This window comes from Novosphingobium sp. GW821-FHT09E05 (assembly GCF_059416165.1).
In genome coordinates this window covers 550,811-571,749 of sequence record NZ_JBWKOQ010000002.1, presented here as the reverse complement: position 1 = coordinate 571,749, position 20,939 = coordinate 550,811, and the positions used below count along the sequence as shown (strand labels likewise).

Annotated in this window: 20 protein-coding genes and 1 tRNA gene; 13 read left to right on the top strand and 8 right to left on the bottom strand. The window is 57.4% G+C overall.

The features are described from left to right. The 4 genes from AC07M9_RS14540 to AC07M9_RS14525 all read right to left on the bottom strand — a co-directional run. A partial coding sequence (locus tag AC07M9_RS14540) for an amidohydrolase family protein (RefSeq protein WP_494884530.1) occupies positions 1 to 410 on the bottom strand: 410 nt, incomplete at its 3' end. Positions 411 to 502: 92 nt separating this feature from the next. Continuing rightward, entirely contained in the window at positions 503 to 760 is a 258-nt protein-coding gene (locus tag AC07M9_RS14535; RefSeq protein WP_494884509.1) for a DUF1427 family protein, read from the bottom strand. 89 nt (positions 761 to 849) lie between these two features. After that, positions 850 to 1,686: an alpha/beta fold hydrolase gene (locus tag AC07M9_RS14530; protein ID WP_494884508.1), complete on the bottom strand. Its 837-nt coding sequence runs from the start codon at positions 1,684 to 1,686 to the stop codon at positions 850 to 852. 87 nt (positions 1,687 to 1,773) lie between these two features. Then, the gene (locus AC07M9_RS14525) at positions 1,774 to 2,445 is read right to left on the bottom strand and encodes a hydrolase (protein WP_494884506.1); all 672 of its coding nucleotides are present in this window, start codon (positions 2,443 to 2,445) and stop codon (positions 1,774 to 1,776) included. Positions 2,446 to 3,014: 569 nt separating this feature from the next. Between AC07M9_RS14525 and AC07M9_RS14520 the strand changes: the two genes are divergently transcribed. From AC07M9_RS14520 to AC07M9_RS14505, 4 genes are all read left to right on the top strand, one after another. Beyond that, a tRNA-Thr gene (locus AC07M9_RS14520) sits at positions 3,015 to 3,090 on the top strand. 773 nt (positions 3,091 to 3,863) lie between these two features. Next, the gene (locus tag AC07M9_RS14515) at positions 3,864 to 4,811 is read left to right on the top strand and encodes a DNA cytosine methyltransferase (RefSeq protein ID WP_494884505.1); all 948 of its coding nucleotides are present in this window, start codon (positions 3,864 to 3,866) and stop codon (positions 4,809 to 4,811) included. A 1-nt stretch (position 4,812) separates the two neighbouring features. Beyond that, positions 4,813 to 5,775 (top strand): DNA cytosine methyltransferase, encoded by a 963-nt coding sequence (locus AC07M9_RS14510; protein ID WP_494884503.1) that lies wholly within the window; start codon positions 4,813 to 4,815, stop codon positions 5,773 to 5,775. Further along, positions 5,772 to 7,007, top strand: a complete 1,236-nt coding sequence (locus tag AC07M9_RS14505) for an HNH endonuclease (RefSeq protein ID WP_494884501.1) — start codon at positions 5,772 to 5,774, stop codon at positions 7,005 to 7,007. Before AC07M9_RS14510 ends, AC07M9_RS14505 begins: the two co-directional genes overlap by 4 nt. Before the next feature lie 184 nt (positions 7,008 to 7,191). Here the strand turns inward: AC07M9_RS14505 and AC07M9_RS14500 are convergent, their stop codons facing one another. Together AC07M9_RS14500 and AC07M9_RS14495 are read right to left on the bottom strand one after the other, a co-directional pair. Continuing rightward, positions 7,192 to 7,923, bottom strand: coding sequence for a hypothetical protein (locus AC07M9_RS14500; protein WP_494884500.1), 732 nt, complete (start codon positions 7,921 to 7,923; stop codon positions 7,192 to 7,194). Between the two features lie 482 nt (positions 7,924 to 8,405). Then, positions 8,406 to 8,609: a helix-turn-helix domain-containing protein gene (locus tag AC07M9_RS14495; RefSeq protein WP_494884499.1), complete on the bottom strand. Its 204-nt coding sequence runs from the start codon at positions 8,607 to 8,609 to the stop codon at positions 8,406 to 8,408. A gap of 272 nt (positions 8,610 to 8,881) precedes the next feature. Here AC07M9_RS14495 and AC07M9_RS14490 point away from each other — a divergent pair, with 272 nt between their 5' ends. The 9 genes from AC07M9_RS14490 to AC07M9_RS14450 all read left to right on the top strand — a co-directional run bounded on the left by AC07M9_RS14490 (position 8,882) and on the right by AC07M9_RS14450 (position 18,340). Then, the gene (locus AC07M9_RS14490; protein WP_494884497.1) at positions 8,882 to 9,601 is read left to right on the top strand and encodes a hypothetical protein; all 720 of its coding nucleotides are present in this window, start codon (positions 8,882 to 8,884) and stop codon (positions 9,599 to 9,601) included. 98 nt (positions 9,602 to 9,699) lie between these two features. After that, positions 9,700 to 10,083, top strand: a complete 384-nt coding sequence (locus AC07M9_RS14485) for a hypothetical protein (protein WP_494884496.1) — start codon at positions 9,700 to 9,702, stop codon at positions 10,081 to 10,083. Positions 10,084 to 10,192: 109 nt separating this feature from the next. After that, the gene (locus tag AC07M9_RS14480; protein ID WP_494884494.1) at positions 10,193 to 10,585 is read left to right on the top strand and encodes a hypothetical protein; all 393 of its coding nucleotides are present in this window, start codon (positions 10,193 to 10,195) and stop codon (positions 10,583 to 10,585) included. Next, positions 10,582 to 10,821 carry a hypothetical protein gene (locus AC07M9_RS14475; protein WP_494884492.1) on the top strand — a complete coding sequence of 80 codons (240 nt, stop codon included), beginning with the start codon at positions 10,582 to 10,584 and terminating at the stop codon, positions 10,819 to 10,821. The genes AC07M9_RS14480 and AC07M9_RS14475 overlap by 4 nt, the downstream gene beginning before the upstream one ends. Positions 10,822 to 11,098: 277 nt before the next feature. Then, positions 11,099 to 13,837, top strand: a complete 2,739-nt coding sequence (locus AC07M9_RS14470; protein WP_494884490.1) for a DNA-primase RepB domain-containing protein — start codon at positions 11,099 to 11,101, stop codon at positions 13,835 to 13,837. Between the two features lie 161 nt (positions 13,838 to 13,998). Further along, positions 13,999 to 15,150 carry a tyrosine-type recombinase/integrase gene (locus AC07M9_RS14465; RefSeq protein ID WP_494884488.1) on the top strand — a complete coding sequence of 384 codons (1,152 nt, stop codon included), beginning with the start codon at positions 13,999 to 14,001 and terminating at the stop codon, positions 15,148 to 15,150. After that, positions 15,150 to 15,404, top strand: coding sequence for a hypothetical protein (locus tag AC07M9_RS14460; protein WP_494884486.1), 255 nt, complete (start codon positions 15,150 to 15,152; stop codon positions 15,402 to 15,404). Before AC07M9_RS14465 ends, AC07M9_RS14460 begins: the two co-directional genes overlap by 1 nt. Before the next feature lie 109 nt (positions 15,405 to 15,513). Continuing rightward, complete coding sequence (locus tag AC07M9_RS14455; RefSeq protein ID WP_494884484.1) at positions 15,514 to 15,900, top strand: hypothetical protein; 387 nt, start codon at positions 15,514 to 15,516, stop codon at positions 15,898 to 15,900. Positions 15,901 to 16,921: 1,021 nt separating this feature from the next. Beyond that, positions 16,922 to 18,340 carry an RNA-dependent RNA polymerase family protein gene (locus AC07M9_RS14450; RefSeq protein WP_494884483.1) on the top strand — a complete coding sequence of 473 codons (1,419 nt, stop codon included), beginning with the start codon at positions 16,922 to 16,924 and terminating at the stop codon, positions 18,338 to 18,340. Positions 18,341 to 18,814: 474 nt separating this feature from the next. Here AC07M9_RS14450 and AC07M9_RS14445 read toward each other — a convergent pair whose 3' ends face one another. Together AC07M9_RS14445 and AC07M9_RS14440 are read right to left on the bottom strand one after the other, a co-directional pair. After that, the gene (locus AC07M9_RS14445) at positions 18,815 to 19,765 is read right to left on the bottom strand and encodes a uracil-DNA glycosylase family protein (RefSeq protein ID WP_494884481.1); all 951 of its coding nucleotides are present in this window, start codon (positions 19,763 to 19,765) and stop codon (positions 18,815 to 18,817) included. Positions 19,766 to 20,002: 237 nt separating this feature from the next. Beyond that, complete coding sequence (locus tag AC07M9_RS14440) at positions 20,003 to 20,863, bottom strand: EcsC family protein (RefSeq protein WP_494884479.1); 861 nt, start codon at positions 20,861 to 20,863, stop codon at positions 20,003 to 20,005. Between the last annotated feature and the right edge of the window lie 76 nt (positions 20,864 to 20,939).

Sequence of the window (20,939 nt, the reverse complement as noted above, 5' to 3'; positions counted from 1 at the left end):
GGGGTATCGGGGGCGACCGCGTTCAGCTCGGCGATCGTCGGCAGGCGCTTTTCGGCGAACTGGTGCTCGGTGAAGCCACCGACCACGCGCACCCACTGCGGGGCGGGGGTCCTGTCGACCTGGGCCTTCAGCATCGCCATCGCCTCGGACAGCGAGGTCACGCCGTCCCAGCGCAGCTCCATGTTGAAGTTGAGGCCACCGCGGATGATGTGCATGTGGCTGTCGATGAGGCCCGGGATCAGGCGGTGACCCCTGGCATCGATCACCGTCGCCTCGGGCGCCGCCGCGCGCACTTCCTGCTCGGAGCCCACCGCGAGGAACTTGCCGTCGCGGATCGCCACGGCCTCGGCGGCCGGGTTGGCGCGGTCGAGGGTGGTGACCTTGGCGTTGATGATGATCGTGTCGGTCATGGGGGCGTCCTTCGGTCGGTTCGTCTGGGCGTGAAGCAGGGTGGGCAGGAGCGAGGACGCGGCGGCCCCGGCGATGGTCTGGCGGCGGGTGATCATGCGTCGGCCGTCCGCGCGGGCTTGTCACCCGGCAGGCGGCCGAGCACATGGTCGCGGCAGTCGGTCTGGACGAAGTGGGCGACGTCCTCGGACACCCACGCCTTCTTCGCCAGCGGCACCAGCTGCTCGCCGAGCAGGATGCCCAGCAAGCCGACCAGCGCGATCATCGGCGGCGCCGGCGAACGGACCCCGAGGAAGCTGTAGACGACACCCACCAGCAGCCCGGCGGCAAGCGAGAGAAGATAGGGTTTCATGCGGGTCTCCTCGGGCGTGGCATGGCCCGCTCCTTTCGGCATCTTCGCGGGGAAGACATGGCAAAGGAGCGGGCCGGCAGAGGTTTTCGTCAGGCCTTCACGAAGGCCAGCAGGTCGGGATTGAGAACGTCGGCATGGACCGTCAGCATGCCGTGCGGGTAGCCCTCGTAGATCTTGAGCGTCCCGTGCGGCAGGATCTCGGCCGAGAGCACGGCGGCGTGCTGGTAGGGGACGATCTGGTCATCGTCGCCGTGGAGCACGAGCGTCGGCACGGTGATGGCCTTCAGATCGTCGGTCTGGTCGGTCTCGGAGAAGGCCTTGATGCCGTCGTAGTGCGCCTTGGCGCCGCCCATCATGCCTTGGCGCCACCAGTTGTCGACTACGGGCGTGAACACCTCGGCACCCTCGCGGTTGAAGCCGTAGAAGGGGCCGCCGGCGAGGTCGCGGTAGAACTGGGCGCGGTTGGCGGCGAGCGCGCCGCGCAGGCCGTCGAACACCGCGATCGGCAGGCCCCCGGGATAGCGCTCGGTCTCGAGCATGATCGGCGGCACCGCGCTCACCAGCACCGCCTTGGCGACGCGCCCTTGCGGGATGCCGTGGCGGGCGACATAGGCCGCGACTTCGCCGCCGCCGGTCGAGTGGCCGATGTGGACGGCGTTCCTGAGGTCGAGGTGTTCCATGACGGCGGCGGCGTCGGCGGCGTAGTGGGCCATGTCGTGGCCCTCGCTCACCTGTGCCGAGCGGCCGTGGCCACGGCGGTCATGGGCGATCACGCGGTAGCCCTCGGCAAGGAAGAACAGCATCTGGGCGTCCCAGTCGTCCGACGAAAGCGGCCAGCCGTGATGGAAGACGATCGGCTGGGCGTCCTTCGGGCCCCAGTCCTTGTAGAAGATCTCGACGCCGTCCTTGGTGGTTACGTAAGCCATGATGCTGTTCCTTGCTGGTGTGGAGGTGGGGAAAGAAAAGGGGTGGGACCGGCGGACGGGGTGAGGCCACGCCGGCGGCGTGGAAGATCAGTGACCGCCTTCGGAAGCGCCGAACATAGTCTTGGCGTAAGCGATGCCCAGGCCGTAGGCGCCGCCCCACTTGCGGGCGATGCCGGTGGTGCTGTCGTAGGTTTCGGTGCGGGCCCAGTCGCGCTGCAATTCGAGCAGGTACTGGAGCGAAGTCATCGGCACGGCGCCGAGCTGGATCATGCGCTCCACCGCGCGCTCGTGTGCTTCGGTCGAGATGTCGCCGCAGGCGTCGGTGATGACGTAGGCCTCGAAGCCCTGGTCGATCGCGGAGGCCACCGGGCCGATGATGCAGACCGAGGTCCAGAGCCCTGCGAAGACGATGCGGGGCTTGCCGATGCGGTTGATTTCCTCGATCACCGCAGCGTCTTCCCATGTGTTCATGCTGGTGCGGTCGAGCATCGGCTGGCCGTCGAAGGCCTCGACGATCTCGTCGAACATCGGGCCCGAAAAGCTCTTCTCGGCGACGGTGGTGAGGATGGTCGGCACATCGAACGACTTGGCGGCCCGCGAGATGAGAGCGGCGTTGTTGCGCAGCAGCTCGGCGGAGATCGACTTGGTGGCGAAAGCCATCTGCGACTGGAAATCGATCAGCACGAGCGCGTGGTTATCGTACGATATCAGCGACTTGCCGGGGATTGCGGTGGCCGTCGGGGTGGGAGTGATAGTCATCTCGAGAACTCCTCCTGAATGGGCGTTTGCTGCCCGGTGAGAACCTTTTTGCTCATATCACGCATTCGAGAAAGTCGGATAAAATGAAGTGTTAAGTTCGAATAAATCGAACATCGGCAACGGCTTCGTGTCTCATCGCCGATGTCCGGCCGTCTGCGCCCAAAGCCGGGATCGGGAATATCACCCGCAGGTATGCCCGCCCTTGGCGCTTGAGTGCGGACAGGGGGCGGAGGACGCGGACCGGGACGAGGGCCATAGCCAAGGGTCTTCCGCGTCATCATCGGCTTCGGCCATGGCGCAGGCAGGTGGTGACGGAGGGCGTCAAGACCCCCAGCAGCGCAGCGCGTCGCCGAGATGGGCTGTCAACTGGGGCAGGGCTACCTTTCGCCCGCCCCGCCCCGCCCCGCCCCGATTGCCGCGATGATCCGATCCGCACCTCGGACCTTCGCCGCATGAACGTGTGGTCAAGGCGCTCCCAAGGCCTCGACCACGTCGCGCAAAAAATGCCGCGAAAGGCGATTGCGTCCGACCCCTCTGCCATGTAAATGGCCCGCCTGCCCGTAAGGCACGCCGCTTTAGCTCAGTCGGTAGAGCACATCATTCGTAATGATGGGGTCAGAGGTTCGAATCCTCTAAGCGGCACCACCTTCCTTAAGGCACTTCCACCCAGACATCGGCGGTTTCCCACGGGAAGAGCTCTCCAGCTTGGGGAGCGCTTGGGTCAAGGCTGGGGCGTCTTTGGGCCGGAAACCACGTTAAACCCGGTTGAGATTGATCACGGGACACGACGGACACGAACGTGCTTTCCGGCAGAGGCGGCGGTGTTCCCCATGCTTTCCACCTCCTCAATGCTTCGCGGGCTAGATGCGAGCGGTTGATAGGGTAATCAACGATTCGGATACTCGTGGTCTTAGACGTCGCGGCCATCCGTCTCTTGGCCTTGCTGAAGCTGCCTCGGTCGATTGGCTCGAACTGGCATGCATGGGCGGAGGGGCCGCCAATAAATTCACCCAGTTACAAGCGCTGCTCCGCATCTCGGGGAGGGCTGGAGACTTTCCCGACGGTGCCGGAAGTACGGCCCAGCGACCGAGCAGCTAGCGTTCCGAGATCGACGGCAATCGCCTTGGACCGGGGCGATTCGGTTGGCTGATCAGGCTAAACCGCTGCGACTTTGCAGGCGGCCGATCGCGTTTATTGCATGGCTTGGCCTTGCATGCCTTGCCTTTGCGTCGACCAATTCCGAATAGGCGATCAGCACCTACGTTGCGCGAGAGGCGGACTATCCGCAGACCTTTTTAGGAACAAACGCGAAACACCTTGACCCTGGGCAGCCGCTGATTCATTGGTCGCAAAAGTATGTCTTGACGGGGTGCAGCGCTCAGCACCGCTTAGCATGCCGAGAAAGGCCAGATGACCGAATGCGTGTGATTTCCCTTTTTTCTGGGGCTGGGGGCCTTGATTTGGGCTTGATCCAGGCCGGTCATCAAGTAATTTGGGCTAATGATTTTGATGCCGACGCAGTAGCGACGTATCGAGCAAATATCGGCGACGAGATCGTGCTGGGCGACATTGTTGGTATCTCAAGCAATGAGATTCCCGACGGAGATGTCGTGGTAGGTGGGTTCCCGTGCCAAGGATTTTCGCAAGCGAATAGACTACGGTTTGAGGATGACGTACGTAATCAACTGTATCTCGAATTTCTTCGCATAATTCGCGATAAACAGCCTAAATATTTTTTAGCAGAAAATGTCAGAGGTATATTGAGCCTAGCGGGCGGCCGAGCAATTCAAAAAATTGAACAAGATTTTAGCGAAGCTGGGTACGTCGTGGATAAACGTCTTTTCAATGTCGCTGATTTTGGGGTGCCGCAGACACGTCAGCGTGTGATTATTGCTGGCACACGCCGTGATGTAGCGCCGGGTGCCAGGTTTCAATTCCCGGTAGCGACGCACGCCGCTCCTCTAAAGGCTGCTACGGAGAGACTGGCCCCGTGGGTTACGATCTCAGAGGCATTGGCTCATATCCCCGAGCCGAACGGGGTCAGTGACTTGCATAATCACGTTTTCTCAAAATACAAAGTTACCAATAGGAACTTCACGGGTCATCGTGAAACAGATCCGAACAAGCCGTCTCCGACAATTTTGGCAAGAGGTAATGGAGGAGGAGGCGTTTGTGCACTCCAGCATTTCAGAAACCATCGGCGCATGTCAGTGAGGGAACAGGCAGCCGTTCAGACTTTTCCGGACGACTTCGTTTTCTTCGGCAAGCTCAACTCGATGTACCGGCAGGTCGGAAACGCCGTGCCAGTTCGTTTCGGTCGATTCTTGGGCGAAAGCCTTTTGCTAGCATTTGAGGTCGCTGCTTAACATGCGTGTAGTCTCCCTTTTCTCCGGCGCGGGTGGTCTCGACAGCGGGTTGGCCCGCGCGGGTCTAAACATTGTCTGGGCAAATGACATTTTTGCCGACGCGGCGGCCACTTATAGGCATAATATTAGTGCGCACATCTCCACCCAAGACATTTGCGACGTCGATTCTGATGATATTCCGGATTGTGATGTCGTTGTCGGTGGTTTCCCATGCCAAGGTTTTTCTGTTGCAAACTGGGCGCGCACAACAGCAGATCCAAGAAATCGTCTATATAAAGAAATGCTTCGCGTGGTAGCCGCTAAAAAGCCAACCTACTTTGTTGGGGAAAATGTACGTGGCCTCGCGTCGATGGCTGGTGGTCAAGTCCTTCGCAATATTTTGGCGGACTTCAAGCGAATTGGCTATGACGTAAGCGCGGAAGTGGTAAATTCCGCAGACTATGGCGTTCCTCAAAAGCGTATGCGTTTGCTAATTGTCGGGGTCAGGAACGACCTGAGCAATCAGCTTGCGTTCCCCCCCGCTCCTACTCACGCGACGCCCGAAAAGGCGGAGGCTCTCGGCTTGATACCATGGTTGACCGTCGGCGAAGCACTTAAGCATTTTAAGGAACCAACTGAGCCGAACTCACACCTCAACCACCAATGTTCGCAATATAAGCTGAGGTTCAATGGACATTTGGGTCATCGTCATATCGACCCAACGAAACCGGCGCCGACAGTTACTGCCAGAGGTGATGACCGTGGCGGGGTGGTAGTTTTGCATCATCCAGGCAATCATCGACGAATGACCGCTCGCGAATTAGCTGCCGTCCAGTCGTTCCCGGATGAATTCTTTTTTGTTGGGACTAAAACGTCGGCGTATAGGCAAATTGCGAATGCAGTACCGCCTCTTTTGGGTGAGGCTATAGGCAAAATGTTGATTGAGGCCGAGATGCGTCGAACACAAAAGTCCAGGGCCGCATGACACCAGCCAAGCCCTTTTCCAGCTATAAATGGCGGTGGCTTAGCGTCCAACCTAGCGAGAGCCTATTGCAGGCTCCCGTGTTTTTGGGGGTGTTAAGGGCACTATGGCGAAACGAAGGTGACGTATTTAGCAGTGCGGCACTAAAAGATGATCTACAAGCGGTTCAAGATGATACGGATTCACCCGTGACGCTTGCTCGTGATCAAACACGAAATCTTTTCCGTAATTCAGGGCAGTACTGGAGAGGAACTGGATTACTGGTTCCGCAGCCGGGCTTGATTACTTTGACAGATCTTGGGAGGCGAGTTGCTTCCGGCGGAGTGACAGCTGGCGAGTTTGCAGCTTTAATGATTCAGCAAACCGTGCTGCCCAATCCGGTGACGTACACTCCCGAAGAAATGGCTGTTTGGGTTGCTGCTGGTCTTCAAATTAGACCTCTCAAACTAATTCTCGAAGTCATCGAGGCTCTAGGGCGCCGTGCGGGTAGTGGCGAAGCATCCCTCAATAATATTGAGTTGGTGAAAGTTGTTATACCTCTTGCGGGCATTTTTAGTCCGCCTCGTAAAATTGCTGAAACAGTACTACTTTATCGTCGAGGTGTCCTGAGTACCGCTACGTGGCCTGACTGCGCGCCCGCGGCGAATGACAAGCGCTTAGCGCGCGAGTTTTTACTATTTTTGGCAAACTTTGGGGTGCTTCGGCTGGATGCTTCGATGCCCAGCAGGGATGAGCGACGCTTTTATTTGTCCGAAATCTTCGACGTCGATAATGCTGTGGACCCAATCGGTCCTTCAATCTTCGAGGGCGAAGAAGATGCTGACGAGGCAATCGAAGAAGTAAGGGATTCGAGCTTACCGTCAATGATTGAACGCCAGCGGGTGCTTACGCTTTCGATGGCGAGAGCAGGTCAGGGGGCGTTCAGAAACCGAATCATGCAAGGTTTTAATAATAGCTGCATAATTACGGGAGAGAAGATTCCTCAGATACTGGAAGCGGCTCATATTATTCCATTTTCGCAGAACGGCTCGGACCAGCGAGATAATGGATTTTGTATGCGCGTCGATATTCATCGACTTTACGATTCGGGTAATTTGAGAGTGAAACCGAATGGAGCCATTGAGAAATCTGAACTTCTAGCTGCTAGCCCCAATTACGATATCATACCCCAAACTGTCCCTATTCCGCCCTTCATTAGCGTTTCCAACCTTGCTTGGCGCAATGCATACCTCTGAGAGGTAATTGCTGCTAAAGCTCGTATTCCAATTTTCTGCGGTAAAAATTTATACTATTGATCGATAATTTGCGCCACCACCGTTCTCGCGAATAAAATGCCGCATAATTGATTAAGAATATACTTATATCTGAGCTTTTGGTTGTATAAATTAATCGATGGTTATTTTTAATACATGCTTTTTGTTAAAGTGTGTATACATAGACATCGCAAAGCGGATTATAGTCTTTCTTAACGATGAGCGTGCATTCTTCGCAGAGATCGTCGGCTGGATGCCATTGTACACCGGTGCCAAAGGGCCGGACGAGTTGTGCCCGCCTCGATGAGGCGATAGCCGCAGCAACTGGCTTTGAGAACCGCTGTTGAAGAATGTCTCCATCTATGCCGTGTTTCAGCGAAAGCCGGTCCACGACCTTTGGATCCAACGCCTGTTCCCGCTGAAGAGCGGCGATCACTCCATCGAACAAAATTTTCATCTTTCTCGCCGGATTAGACGGCAAGGGATCAGCGCTGAGTTCAATGTGAAGGCCATATCGGCCGGAAACCATTCCCGATTTGAGCAAGGTTCCGTTCGCGGCAGCCCACCATACAGCGAACACGTTCCGAAAATTGGTTGGTGCAAACTGAAGGTGAACGATTGGCTCAGACGGAGCCGTGGGCCGAGCAACTAGCTGGTAGTGCAGTCGATGCCGGAACCCCTCTTCCAACTTCGATTCGTCGAGAGATCTAGAGCGGCGAGCACTGAGGCCATGGTGGGCACCATTCCGAAACGTTGCAGTCTCGATGTTGTAGACCACGACGTTTTCAACATCAAAAAATCCGTCGATCGTGGAGGAGTAGACGCCCTCTAGAATGTGGCCAGGCTCAGCCGCGATGCCCTCAATAGCGGATCGCAAAGCGCGACGGGCCGCATCCATGGGACCTCGCCTGGACGAATGGGGCATCCGAAGTGCGCTGTAGAGTGTGGCGAACCCCGAGCCATGTTCGATTCTCCATGCCTGCGTCATACGGTAGACCACCCCAGAAGATTTCGCGTGGGTAGACCTTATATTAAAGGCGTTTAAGCCCAGTTACCCCGCGAGATGTTTGCGGGCTCTGGGTATCTTATCTGGAGAGCAGCAATTCGTGCGCTGCCACGCCTAGCGCGTCCGCCGATCGACCGAGAGCCCGAACAGACGGGTCCCTCGCGCCGCGCTCCAAGTCGCCGATATAGCAGCGCTCCAGGTCCGCCTCCAGCGCGACTCTTCTTGGGACACGCCCATCAGCTTGCGGTGGCGACGAAGGTTCGCGCCCAAGAGCTGAACACGCCACAGGACGATGTGAAGCAAGAAAGTGCATGCTTTAAAACGAGCTAGTCCGACCATCTTATCTGATAAGCTATTGATATATATAAATTATGTCAGTCGAGCAAGTCCCCTAATGCACACTGCAAGGCGACTGCGATCCGCTCCACGACGGTGATGGTGGGGTTCTTCACCTGCCGCTCTATGCCGCTGATGTAGGTACGATCAAGTCTAGCCTCGTCAGCCAACGTCTCTTGTGACCAGCCGCGCTCCTTGCGCAACCGCTTCATGTTGGCCGCTAATCTTTGCCGGACGTCCATCCTCCAGCATCAGCCGGAATGACGACGATCCGACCACGGACTATGAATCTCATTTTTGCTGGCGTTGGCCTTACAGCCCGATATCCTCCGCGCCGATGAGGCCGTCGTTTGGCCTTTATCGCGAGGGACATCCGATGAAGACCAAGACGCTTACGTGTCCACGCCGATGGCGTGTCCGAACGGCTTGCCGGCGAGCGTTCCAGCAAATTCGGTAAACGCACCGGCGGCGCTCGCGGCACCGCTCCATTTCACCATTTCTCACAGGAGTCCTTATGGACGAACCCATTCACGCGCCAAAACGAGGCGTTCTGTCTGCACTTGCGCGCCTAATTCAATGGATTGTTTTCGCGCTAATGGCTATCTTCGCCGCGGCATTTACCGCGATGGAGCTTCAGAAAGCCAATATTCCGGGCGCTCCCCTTGCTCTTCTGTATGTCACGATCGGCGCAGTGACTGCGTTTGCCTTCATACATGTGCCGCCGATCTTCTTTCGCATCCCAGGCAAGGGCAAGTTGGTTGCCTACCTAGCCATCATTCCTGTTTTCATACTGTTCGGCGTCTACGAAGACCAGATGAAGCCGGTATGGGAAGCCACGTCCGAGGGCGCCAAAGAGGCACGAGAGCAGCGGGCCAGGGCAGATCGCGAGTTCGAAGCTAGTCGCCAGCAAGAAGAGGCAGAGCGAGAGCTCACCGACACAAAGACTGCGATCGACGAGCTTGCGAATATGAATGCCAAGCTGGAGCGGTGTTTCTCCTCGTGGGGGCATCGTCTGCCTGCGTTGGAGGATCCAGTGAAGGCAAGCCTGCACAATCCCGATGCTTTCGAACACGTTGAAACCGTGCTGATTGTGCCCGACCAAGACGGCAAAGACGTAGCAATGACTTTCCGCGCAGAAAACGGTTTTGGCGCGATCAGGACGGGAACAGTCAAGGCGAATCTCCGTGCTGACGACTGTTCAGTCGAGGATATCGGAGAGATCGAAGTCGAATAGCGCCCCCCGATCACCATTAAACCTTGAAGGCCTCTGGAGCGATCCGGGGGCCTTTTTTCATTGGAGCCATTATGCACATAATTGACAATCCAGAGTCCATGGCTCGCGCTTTGGCCACATACCTCAACCCGTGGCTGATGCGGCGGCTGGTACTGTATCGACACCACCTGCATGAAGCTGGCTGCGAAGTCGGCGAGCTGGGCCCGGTCATCATCATCGACCCAGGCGACAACCTGTGCGCGATAGAGAAGGCCGCAGGCGTCGCCATCAGCGGCGAACCTGAGTGGGAAGCCTGCACCATAGATCATGGCTGGTGCGAAATCGCTTTCGTGACCGGGGACGATGGAAGTGGTGTGGTGATCCTCGTACCTGACCGCGAAGGCATCGACCCTGCTTTGCTGGCAATCGTTCGCACCCACGCCATCGACATATCCGACGCCACCGATGCCGCGACCGAGCCGCCAGCCCACAACGGCATGTAGCGCATAACCCAGCCGCCGAGAGCCTTTCTCGGACACAACATCCCAGCAAATCCGACGCTCGCAAGGTCTTCGCCTTCGCGGGCATTTTTATGTCCAGGAGACACCCGCCATGATTACGATCTTCGACCGTGCCGCGATGGCGCATACGCTGACGCTCGACCTCAATCCGCAGCTACTTTCCCTGCTCGAAAACCGATTCACCGCGCTGCTGACATCGGACTGCGACCTCGCCGAGTGGACCGAATACCTTGTCATCGAACCGGGGGATACGGAGGAAGACATCATAAAGGAGGTGGGCTTCTCGCCTCTCACTGATCCGATCGATCGAGGACGGTTCGGAAGCGCAGACTTTCGCCCTTACTGGGCTTATCTGGCTGATCTTAGCGGGTGGTACGAGATGATCGTCACGGCCGGCAGCACATTCGCCTACGTGCTGTTCGTGGAGGACGCTGATGGGCTCCTGCCAGACCTGCGCCAGATGTGCCGGAGGTATGCAGCATGAGGATGCTGGGCGTCCTCATTACCGCCTGTGTGGTCCTGGCAGCGGCGCAGGCAGTGGCAGCGGCGTTCGCGCTTCTGCTACTAGCGGCGATGATCTACGGACTGGTGTCGCACCCCCGCGAAATGCTGGGACTTATCGGCCTTTGTATTGTTGCCGGACTGGTTCAGGCTCAACCGCTCGCGTGCGTAGGCATCGTCGCGCTTGGGATTACGGCAAAGTTCGCCATGCGATGGTGACGGATCACCCGCGCTTCTGAGCTTCGTCCGCCTCAGCTGCATCAGGGCTTGACCCACGCGTTACCTATGTTATCCGACTCTCAGCTTTCTTGTGACAGCTGCACTCCGAAACTTCATTTTATGAGTTCGAGTCGCCTGCTTCTTCGCAAGTGCTGATCCACTTTAACCCTGCGTTTTCACGACGGGTGAGGTGTGTCCAGCGCTCGCGTGAGACCCCTCGCCAGTCCTGACTATGCATCGCCATTCGATCCTCCGGTCGATGGTGCGGAGTAGCACTGTGCATTTGACTGATAAAATATCCGGAGCGGCCACATCGCCGGTCCTCCTAAGCGATATCGATTTTTCTGCCTTCAACTCGACGGCCCGCGCAGGCGATGGCCTGATGGCCGCTAACGACACAATGCCGGTTTCTGGGCCAAACGAAAGAGGGGAAGCCGGGAAGCCGGTTGAAGCGCCTGGACGCCCCCTCATCGTCGAAGCGTCTGCGCCGGGTGATGGTACTGAAGGCGGTAAAGGCGGTGACTCGTGCGGAAGCACCGGCTCTACCCCCTTTACCGGCTTCGAGCTGACCAACGCCGGATTCATAGAGGCAATCTTCACCGAACTTCCGGATGGTGCACGCGCGATCGTGGCAGGCAAATCCGGCGATCCGCAAACCGGCGGCTGGACTGCGCATCAGGCCGACCGCATCGAGCGCGTCTGCCCAGATGATCATAATACATACTTCAATTGCGCAAGCTTCACGTCGGATGAGGATGGCGCTCCGACCGCCCGAAAGGAATATGCCGCTGGCTATCACGTCCTGGTCCTGGACGACGTCGGCACCAAGGTAAATCCGGCGCTGATCAAAGGGGTGGCACCGACGTGGGAACTAGAAACCAGCCCCGGCAATTTTCAGATCGGCTTCAAGCTGACTCCGCCTCTGCAGGATGCGAGCGATGTCGATGACTTCCAGAAGCAGATTGCGAAGGCCGACCTGACGGACCGAGGAGCGCTGGGGATGTCTCGGTGGGTGAGGTTGCCCAACGGCGTCAACGGTAAGCCAAAGTACACGACCCCAAAGGGGCCGTTTCGATGCAAACTGCACGGCTGGAGTCCGGAGGTAAGCTATTCGTCCGACCAACTACTGGCGGCGCTGGTCCCTGCTGCCGAAAGTGAAACACCGCCAACGGCCTATAAGACGCCCGCGCAGGGGTCTCCAAGTGACGGTGGGGTTTATGTTCCCCGCAGTCAAGAGCACCCCGTCGTAGCGGCGTTCAAGGCGCGCGGTCTCTACAAAGCGCAGATTTCTGCCGGAAAGCACGACGTCACCTGCCCGTGGGTGGAAGAACACACGGACAAACTGGACACCGGCTCGGTCTATTTCGAGCCCGATAACGCGCACTCAATCGGCGGCTTTTGCTGCCAGCACTCCCACAAGGATCAATACCGTATCCGGCAGTTGCTGGAGCAGTTCGAACTGACGCCTACGCAGGGGCGTAACCGGGCAACCATCCGCATCGTAGGCGGCGAAATGCACAACGTCGTGGATGCGGCAGAGGCCGAACTGGCCAAGCAATCCAATGTTTTCCAAGCCGGGGGACTGATCGTGAAGGCTGCCCACGACTTCATGACCGGAGACTGGGGACTCAAGCCGCTGAGCGAAGCGGACGTCACGCTGATGCTTTCCCGCGTCTGCGACTGGGAAAAGTTCCTGAGCGGCAAAGACGTGTGGGTTCGCTGTGATCCGTCGCTGCGGCACGTCACAACCCTCTGCCGCGCCGAGGAATATCGTCATCTCCTCAAGATCAAGGGCCTTGCACGTCAGCCGTACTACAGGGAGACCGATGGCGTCCTGCTGACCGATCCAGGCTACGATGCCACGGCGCAGCGTCTCGGCGTCTTTGACGGGGCAGCGTTCCCGCCGGTCGGACGAACCGAGGCTGCCGCACGCGAAGCTCTTGCCCGGCTGGAAGGGTTGCTGGAAGAGTTCCACTTCGCAGATCAAACCGACAAGGCCGCTGCGCTGTCTGCCGCCATGACCGCAGTCGTTCGGCCCAGCATCGATCTGGCCCCAGCTTTCCACGTGAAAGCGCCCGCGCCAGGATCCGGCAAGTCCTATCTCTGCGAACTGTTCTCGCTTTTCGCCGGACCCGGCACGCCCGCACGCATGAGCTACCCGAAGACATCAGAGGAAGCGACGAAGTCGATCATCGCTGTGCTGCTGGGGAGCCCCGCCGTCATCGAGTTTGACGACATGGACACGGACTGGATTCCGCATGGCGCCATCAATCGCATGCTCACTTCCCGGTCAGTCACCGACCGCATACTGGGCCAAAGCAAGACAGCTACCGTGTCGACCAACACGCTGGTCCTGGGTTCCGGCAACAACGTAGGTCCGCTGCGCGACCTATGCCGCCGCGTACTGACTATCAATCTGAACACACGCGCCGAGACGCCCGGCACGATCTCATACAAGGGCAACCCAGTGGCTGCGCTGCGCCAGAACCGCGAGCGCTACGTCATGGATGTACTGACGCTCGTTGAGGGGTGGAAAGAGGCGGGGAGCCCTCGGACATCGGTGTCGGCGCTCGCGAGCTATGGCAGTGCGTGGGCAGACTATTGCAGGCACCCGCTTATCTGGCTCGGCCTGCCTGACCCTGCGACTAACCTGATCCAGCAGATGCAAGCCGACCCTGACGCGGACTTACTGAGGGCATTGCTTGCCGCTTGGCATGGGAAGCATGGCAGCACGACCCTGACCCTCCGCCGATTGCTCGACAATGTTTACGGCACCGAGATCGAAGAGGCGCTGATCGATATGCCCGTTATGGACCACGGCAAGATCAACCGCTCAAAGCTCGGCTGGTATCTCAAGCGCAACATGAACCGCGTCACTGGCGGGTTCGTGCTGGAGCAGGTGGACGCATCCGAACGGAAGGCGTGGAAGGTGGTGAAGCTGGAAACCGGGGAACCGGCTTCACCGCCTTCGGACCAGCCGTCCGCCGCAGACGCTCACCCGGAGGCGCTATTCTGAGCGCAAGAGGGAGGCGTCGCTATCGACGTCTCCCGTCCTGTGAGCAACAAATTCAGTCGCTGGAGTCACCCTGAACGCCGAAATCCAGCGTTCCGGGCCCGTCCTATCACGCCCATTCGCCGCGCCCTGCGGCTTTCATCATCAGGTCAAGGAATCAAACAATGCCAAAGGTTAAGCTCGATGCTGCCTTCTGCCTCACCGCGCGCTGCGAGCCCGGAAAGAAGCGAACCGACTACTATGATACTTCGATCACCGGCTTCATGCTGGAATGCCGCTCCAGTGGCGGCAAGACGTTCCTCCTGCGCTACTCGAACGACCACGGCAAGCAATGCCAGCGCAAGATCGGCATGTACGGCGACATCACTTACGATCAGGCTCGCCGTGTCGCCCAGCGCTTGCGTTCCGAAGTGGTACTCGGCGGTGATCCGGCGGCTGCGAAGGCGGAGAGGAAAGCCATTCCGACCTACGCCGAGGTTGCCCGCCAGCACATCGAGCACAACGAGACATACCAGAAGACTCCTCACAACACCGAGCGGGTCATCCGATGTCATCTGCTTCCCCGGTGGGGTAAGCTGAGGCTCAACGAGATCACCACGCAGGCCATAGCGCCGTGGCTGGCCGAACTGCGCAAAACCCTCGCTCCGGCAACGGTCGAGAAGATACGCGTCACGATGAACCGTTCGTTCGAGCTGGCGGCCAAATGGGGCATTCCCGGCGCACAGCTCAACCCGGTGAAGGCCGTGCCGAGGCCGAGGTTTAACAATAAGAAGGAGCGCTTCCTGACTGCTCAAGAGGCGGAGCGTCTGGTGACGGCCTGCAAGGCGTCGAGCAGCACCCAGCTTGCCGCTATCGTTCAATTACTCCTGCTCACCGGGGCGCGCAAAACGGAAATCCTGAAAGCCCGATGGTCGAACGTCGATCTTGAGCAGCGTGCTTTATATCTGCCCGACACGAAGACCGGGAAGCCCCGGTATGTCCCGCTCTCCGCCGATGCCGTCGAAGTCATCAAAGGCCTGCGGCGATGGGATAAGTGCGATTGGCTGGTTCCGAACCCGGTCACTCGCGAGCCGTTCACCGATCTCAAGAACCCCTGGAATACCGCACGGAAAGTCGCGGGTCTTCTTGATGTTCGCATCCACGACCTTCGGCATTCCGCCGCGAGCTTCATGGTGAACAGCGGCGTGGACCTCTACGCCGTGGGCCGGATTCTGGGCCATTCCAGCCCCGATACGACTCAACGCTACAGCCACCTCGCCAATGAAACGCTGCTGTCCGCAGTTGAGGCCGGAGCAGCCAAAATGAGGGCTGCCTGATGTTCGATGATGGGTTGCAGCAAAACCTTCGTGAACTCGACGCATTCCTCGCCACTCGCGAAGTGAACCGGAACGATCGGGTGACCGTGCTCATCGGGGAGTGCCTTGGCCCTGGCTCTATGTCTGGCTCGGAGGTTCTTGCCCGGATCGCCCAACTTGGCTTCGACCAGCAGCACGTCGGGATCAGGCTCGACAAGGACAAAGGCGGACCTTGGCGTCGCTCAGATGACGGCCACTACCATCTGAACCGATAATCCACCTGTACCCCGGATTGGCCCTGCGCTGGTCCGGGGCTTTCTTTAACCTTCGCTGCCGCCTTGTCATCGACTGCCAAGGCGGTGCGGCCAACATAGAGAATACCGTATGACTGAGCTACAGCTTGCCGGGCGCACTTGCGCAGAATGGAACCGGGAATGGAAGCCCTTGGGTGGGGGACTTGCTAAGCGCCATGTCGATCTACGCACGTCAGTTGGCCTCTTCCGCTTCCGCTTGGATGGTCAGGTTGTCTACATCGGCTGCGGCCGGGAATATTCGAAAGGCGGCCTGATGAAGCGCCTGCTCGATTTCGTCAGGTCCAGCCCGAGTGGTCGAAAGCACCATGCGGGCCAGAAGGTCTACGAACATAGGGACACCCTCAAGGTCGATGTGATCGTGACCGGGACTGACTATTCTGCCGGGGTGATCGCGCAAAGACTGAAGCGGGCTTTCCTCGGCATCCGGCAACCCGCTTGGAACGCAACCCGATCGTAACCCCTCTTCGCCCCGGATTTTGCCACGCGCAGGTCCGGGGTTCCTCCTGTTATTTTTGCGATTTGCCAAGGCTACAGCGCCGATTGCCATGATGGTTGACCCTTGGGCGAGCTTTACGACGCCAACGGTTTCGATGGCTTCCGTCTGCCGAGGCCCATGCTGCCGCTGCTCAAGTTGCTGCCGAACTGAGCGGTCATCCATAAGGCTCGAATTGTTTGCCGAGCGCCTGCGCCGATAACGGCCCTTATGTGAACCCGAACCGGCTGGCATGAAGGGACGGTCGCCCTGCGCCCAACCTTGCCGTTCGACCGGGAAATCAGTGCACCTATCAGCATACCTCCTGCCAATGACCAGAGCTGGGACATTCTTGCCGATCGGCGCCGCTACTCGAAGTGTCCGCCTATGCCGAATCCGGCGATTCATCCCACCAATATGCCATCTCTCCTACGTCCAGGCGGTTGGACGGACCGGAATGTCGGGTTCTGATGTTGGCAGCCATGAAGCTGCCACCCATTTGATGTTCCTGACTCATCTGCAATCCCGCGTTAACGCTTCACATTGCATCATTCTACCGTCTCGTCGTCCCGACCGTGAGCCGCGACGCCGATAGTCCTTTGAAGTAATTGGGTATTGCGCCCTTGGAATTCTGCCGTACGTTGTCCAACCTGTGGCGCATACATGACACTGTACGAAAATTGTTATGGCGGCGTTTACGATAGCCCTGAGCAGTGCTATGTTAACACTATCCCTATCGAAAGTGCGGGAGTGGGTTGTTTATAACGTCAACAATTATTTTCGAGATGGTGCGGTTCATTGTAGCCTCGCTGAAGAAGATGATTGGATGATTGGCCATGACGAAAGTCGCGGCGATCATACCGACATTATATACGATTATGTTCGAACAAAGTCCCATTAGAGTGTTTTGGCGCTCGACAGACATCTGTGCTGGGGGAGGAGCGCTTCCGAAAGGAAATGTCCGCATGGGGCGCGGATTGCTTTTCCCCCCTCTCGTGGAGCGGGCGTGATCGATTGGATTCCGACACTTAAGCATTACCCGCACTTCGATAAGCCTATACGGCTAAAAGATATCGAGAAGCTGGTACGTGATCCCGATGCGGTTGCACGCAACAGCTTCTATCCGTTCATGCGGTTTGAAGAAAAGTGGCAACCGTTCCGCGACAAACAAGGCAACAAATCCGACAAGAAGGTACGGGAACTGCGATTCGCAAGCCGACGCGACGCTTATATCTATTCCTATTATCGGCACATTCTTCGCGAGCCTTACGAAGCGGCCTTGGTAGCACGAGGCCTTGGCGAAAACGTAATCGCGTATCGCAAGCTGACAACGTCGGAGGGCAAAGGGAAGTCCAACATCGACTTCGCTCTTGACGCCTTCAACGTCATACGTGGCTACGGCAACGCGGCAGTTGTGACGCTCGATATCAGCAAGTTTTTCGAGAGCATCGACCACGAATTGCTGCGGCAGAAATGGTGCGGATTGCTGGGGGCGGCAGAACTGCCGCACGATCATGCGGCAGTCTTCCGCGCTATTACACGATATGCGATCGTCGATCGGGACGCAGCTTACGAGCGGCTCGGCTATCTCACATGGCAGGCAAAAGGTTCGAGTAGAATTCCCGTTTACAAGACGGGCTTCAAGGACATGCCGCGACAGCTATGTACTAATGCCGATTTTCGCGAGAAAATTTGCGGCAAAGGTGGGACGGTCGCCAGCTTGATCGAAACGAACAAAAATCATTTCGGCATCCCGCAGGGTTCGCCAATCTCTGACATGCTCGCGAACCTGTACCTAATCGACTTCGACAGCGCGTTGAAAGCGTACGTCGATGCGATCGGCGGGGCATTTTTCCGTTACTCCGACGATATTATCATCGTCATTCCCGGCGGCGAACCGGAAGCGTTAGCCGCGCGTGACTTCGCTATGGCGGAGATTCAAAAGCACGGATCGCAGATCGTTATCAAAGCGAAGAAAACGTCCGTACTAAAATACTCCCCCGCCCCCGGCGGACAGGCGTTCGAGAAGCTACACGGCGAGCAAGGCGAAAACGGCCTCGAATACCTCGGTTTTCGATACGACGGACGTGCGGCATACCTACGCGATGCAACGCTGTCGCGGTTGTATAGGAAAGTAACACGGTCGATACGTGCCGAGGCGCGTGCGTTGGTGCGGCGATATCTTGGCAAGGATCAAGCATACATCGAGAGCCGATTTGACGCCGCCAAATTTATGCAACGGTACGGACGAGTCGAGGAATTCGACCCTGCCGCCAGCTACGACACATGGACGTTTTGGACGTACGCAAAGCGCGCTATCGAAACATTCGGTCCGCTTGGGCGACCGATCGGCGGGCAGTTGAAGAACTACGGTCGGATTGTCCGCACTCGAATGGCGCACGAGATTGCTGACGCCCTCGCCTAACGAGTGAGTGCGATTAGCGGCGTTAATCCACTTGCGAAACCGATCCGCCGTTAATCCACAGATCCGTTTCGCGACCCTCCATGCTATCCCATACGATGCGGGGAATTACGGCGACACCTTACCAAATCCCCAACCTGAACCAGCGGCAGCTTTCAAGATGTGATCTTGGTGCCGAGTACGTCGCCTTTGTCAGCGGCTTTGATCAACGGGACATGACGCGCGGAATGGCCGGTGTCGGCGTAAACTGCCATTACCGGCACCGCGTCGGAACGGAGATATCTGGTCGGCTGCCGACTCCGCGTGAGCGTCGGCTATCCCCGCGACCCGTCTCAAATCCGGACATTCTCCTTACGGCCATAGCCGGCAGATAACGCGGTTTATGAAAACCATGACTGAACCTATTTTTTTGGGAGGGGCTGCTGTGCGCCCCTTTTGCCGCCATTTTTAACGAAATCGGCAAACGACTGCTATATTTCACAACTGGCCGTTGCAGTCCCAACCATTCAACACCCGCGAGACAAGCGGCGTCGGATCAGCGGCAGGGTTTCGCCAGTCGGCGCGGCCGGGATGCGTGACAGTCACTACCGTCCGGCCATTCGCCGCCTGATGAGCTTCACTCTTCCAGCGTCGAGCATTCATCTCCTGAAAGCTATCGAGTAATTGGTTCGCTCCGACCTTTTCCCGCACCCACTTTCCGGCGGTGCCACCAAAGCAGATGATGGCTTTGACGCTAAGCGTGTCGATCACGGCTTGATGGACAGGCCAGCACATGTCGAGCAAATGGCTTTTCTCAGCCTGCAGCATGGCCTCTGTCGCTGATCGTACGAAGACGACGTTACTTGCCGGGGTAAGGCGAGGATCTAGGTTAAGCTCTCGCAGCATGTGAAGAACGCGAGGCTGGAGCCCCCATGTCCCCGGCGCCGCGCCTTCCCAACTATCATCGGCGTAAGCAGACCATTGGCGAGTAAGAGCGCGAAAATCGGCGATGCTCGTGCCGATTGTCTCGGAGGCCTGCTTGTCGGGATTACCGCCTGGATTAAGGCCGAGGAGATATACTGGCCGCGTTTCCGTGAATGCCTCAGGTCCGGTGTAGAACACCGATCCAGAACGATTCAGAAGCGTAGCGGGCAAGCTACTAAGCGCAGCATCAATCGAGTTATGCGTGGCAGGGGTTCTATTGCTGGTGACTGGCGGCGAGGAAGTTTGGCGAGGTGCTGGAGAGTGAGCAGCCGATAAAACAACAGGTCGATGGCTATGCTTTGTTTTCGCGGAACGAGATTTCTGCGTCTTTGGTTCCAGTCTGTTCATTTGCCAGGCGAATACGATAAAGACAGCAACCATTATAACAACGCCAACGCCGCCAAATACCTCGAACGTCCTCATAGCAATCCACAAAATGGCCAAAAATCCAAATAAGCGAACCATGCTGCAGTCTCAATTGGAAAGTTTCGGGGTATGGTGAAAATAATACTCAATTATCCCGAACAACGTTAAATGAATTGTTTGGTATGTTGCGACCGGGAATGGTAATATTCACCATGATCTAACTTTAGCGAGATATTCCATAACGGCCTCGGCTGCTGACAACGCGGCTTGTCGGAACAATATGCATGGATAGGTGGGGAGGCAATCCTCCCCTGTAGGTTCATTCACGCTGCCAAATTACGCTTCCAAAACACCCGGAGCATCGGGGGTTTGCTGTTGAAGTGAGACCGACTTTTCCATTATAAAGCGCTCGCGATAGAGGTTGTGAGCAGCGTCGCAGACATTCGATGCAAAGTAAGCATTAAATCCGCCGCCGACTACAGATCCAACTACGGGTACAACCTGAGCCAGCTTTGCCTTAGTAAGTCTTACGCCCAACGCTTTTGCGATCTGTTGAACTAATTTCACGAAAGCGCTCTTCTCCAATTCCTGCCAAGTCGCCCGCTTTGCGAGACTTCCGGAGATTTTTGTCAGTTGAGCCATTGCAGCAGCTTTTGATGCGTCCGTCGGACTTGAGGATAGGGCCAAGACATTCAGAGCGTAAATTCGCTCTTTTTGGTTGTTTATGTCGAAACCGTAATAGGTGGCATATTCTCCAACTGCTCGCAGGCAACCAACCATTAGCGCAGGGACATCGGCGACGAGCCCAACAGCCCCGACAGCGCCAGTGGCAGCACCCTCAGCGAACAGCAGCCCTTTATATTTAGCGGCGAGCCAGCCGACGGTCCGATCAACTTGCTGAAGATCAAGCTTAGAAATATCGTCTAAGCATGAAACCTCATGGCCATCTCCCCTGAATTCTTTAAATATTACTTCTGGATTTACGCTCCACTGGGCTGCATCGTTTGCGACCCCGATAATTCCAGTCATTGCCTTCTTGATCACATCGCCAACGTAAGGAGTGCTCATGATCGCTTCGCCAGCAATGTCTACTGGCTTTGTTAAAAGTCTCGTCGCCGTGCTGAACCAAGTTTTTGGCGGGTTCTTCCATGCTTCAATTTCTACTAAGGCATTTTTCTCATATGCTGAAAGCTTCATGAACCACGTCCTGGCGAGAGTGCAAAGGCAATTTCCAGTTACTTTCTAGGCGTTAATCAGCACAGTCAATCAATGA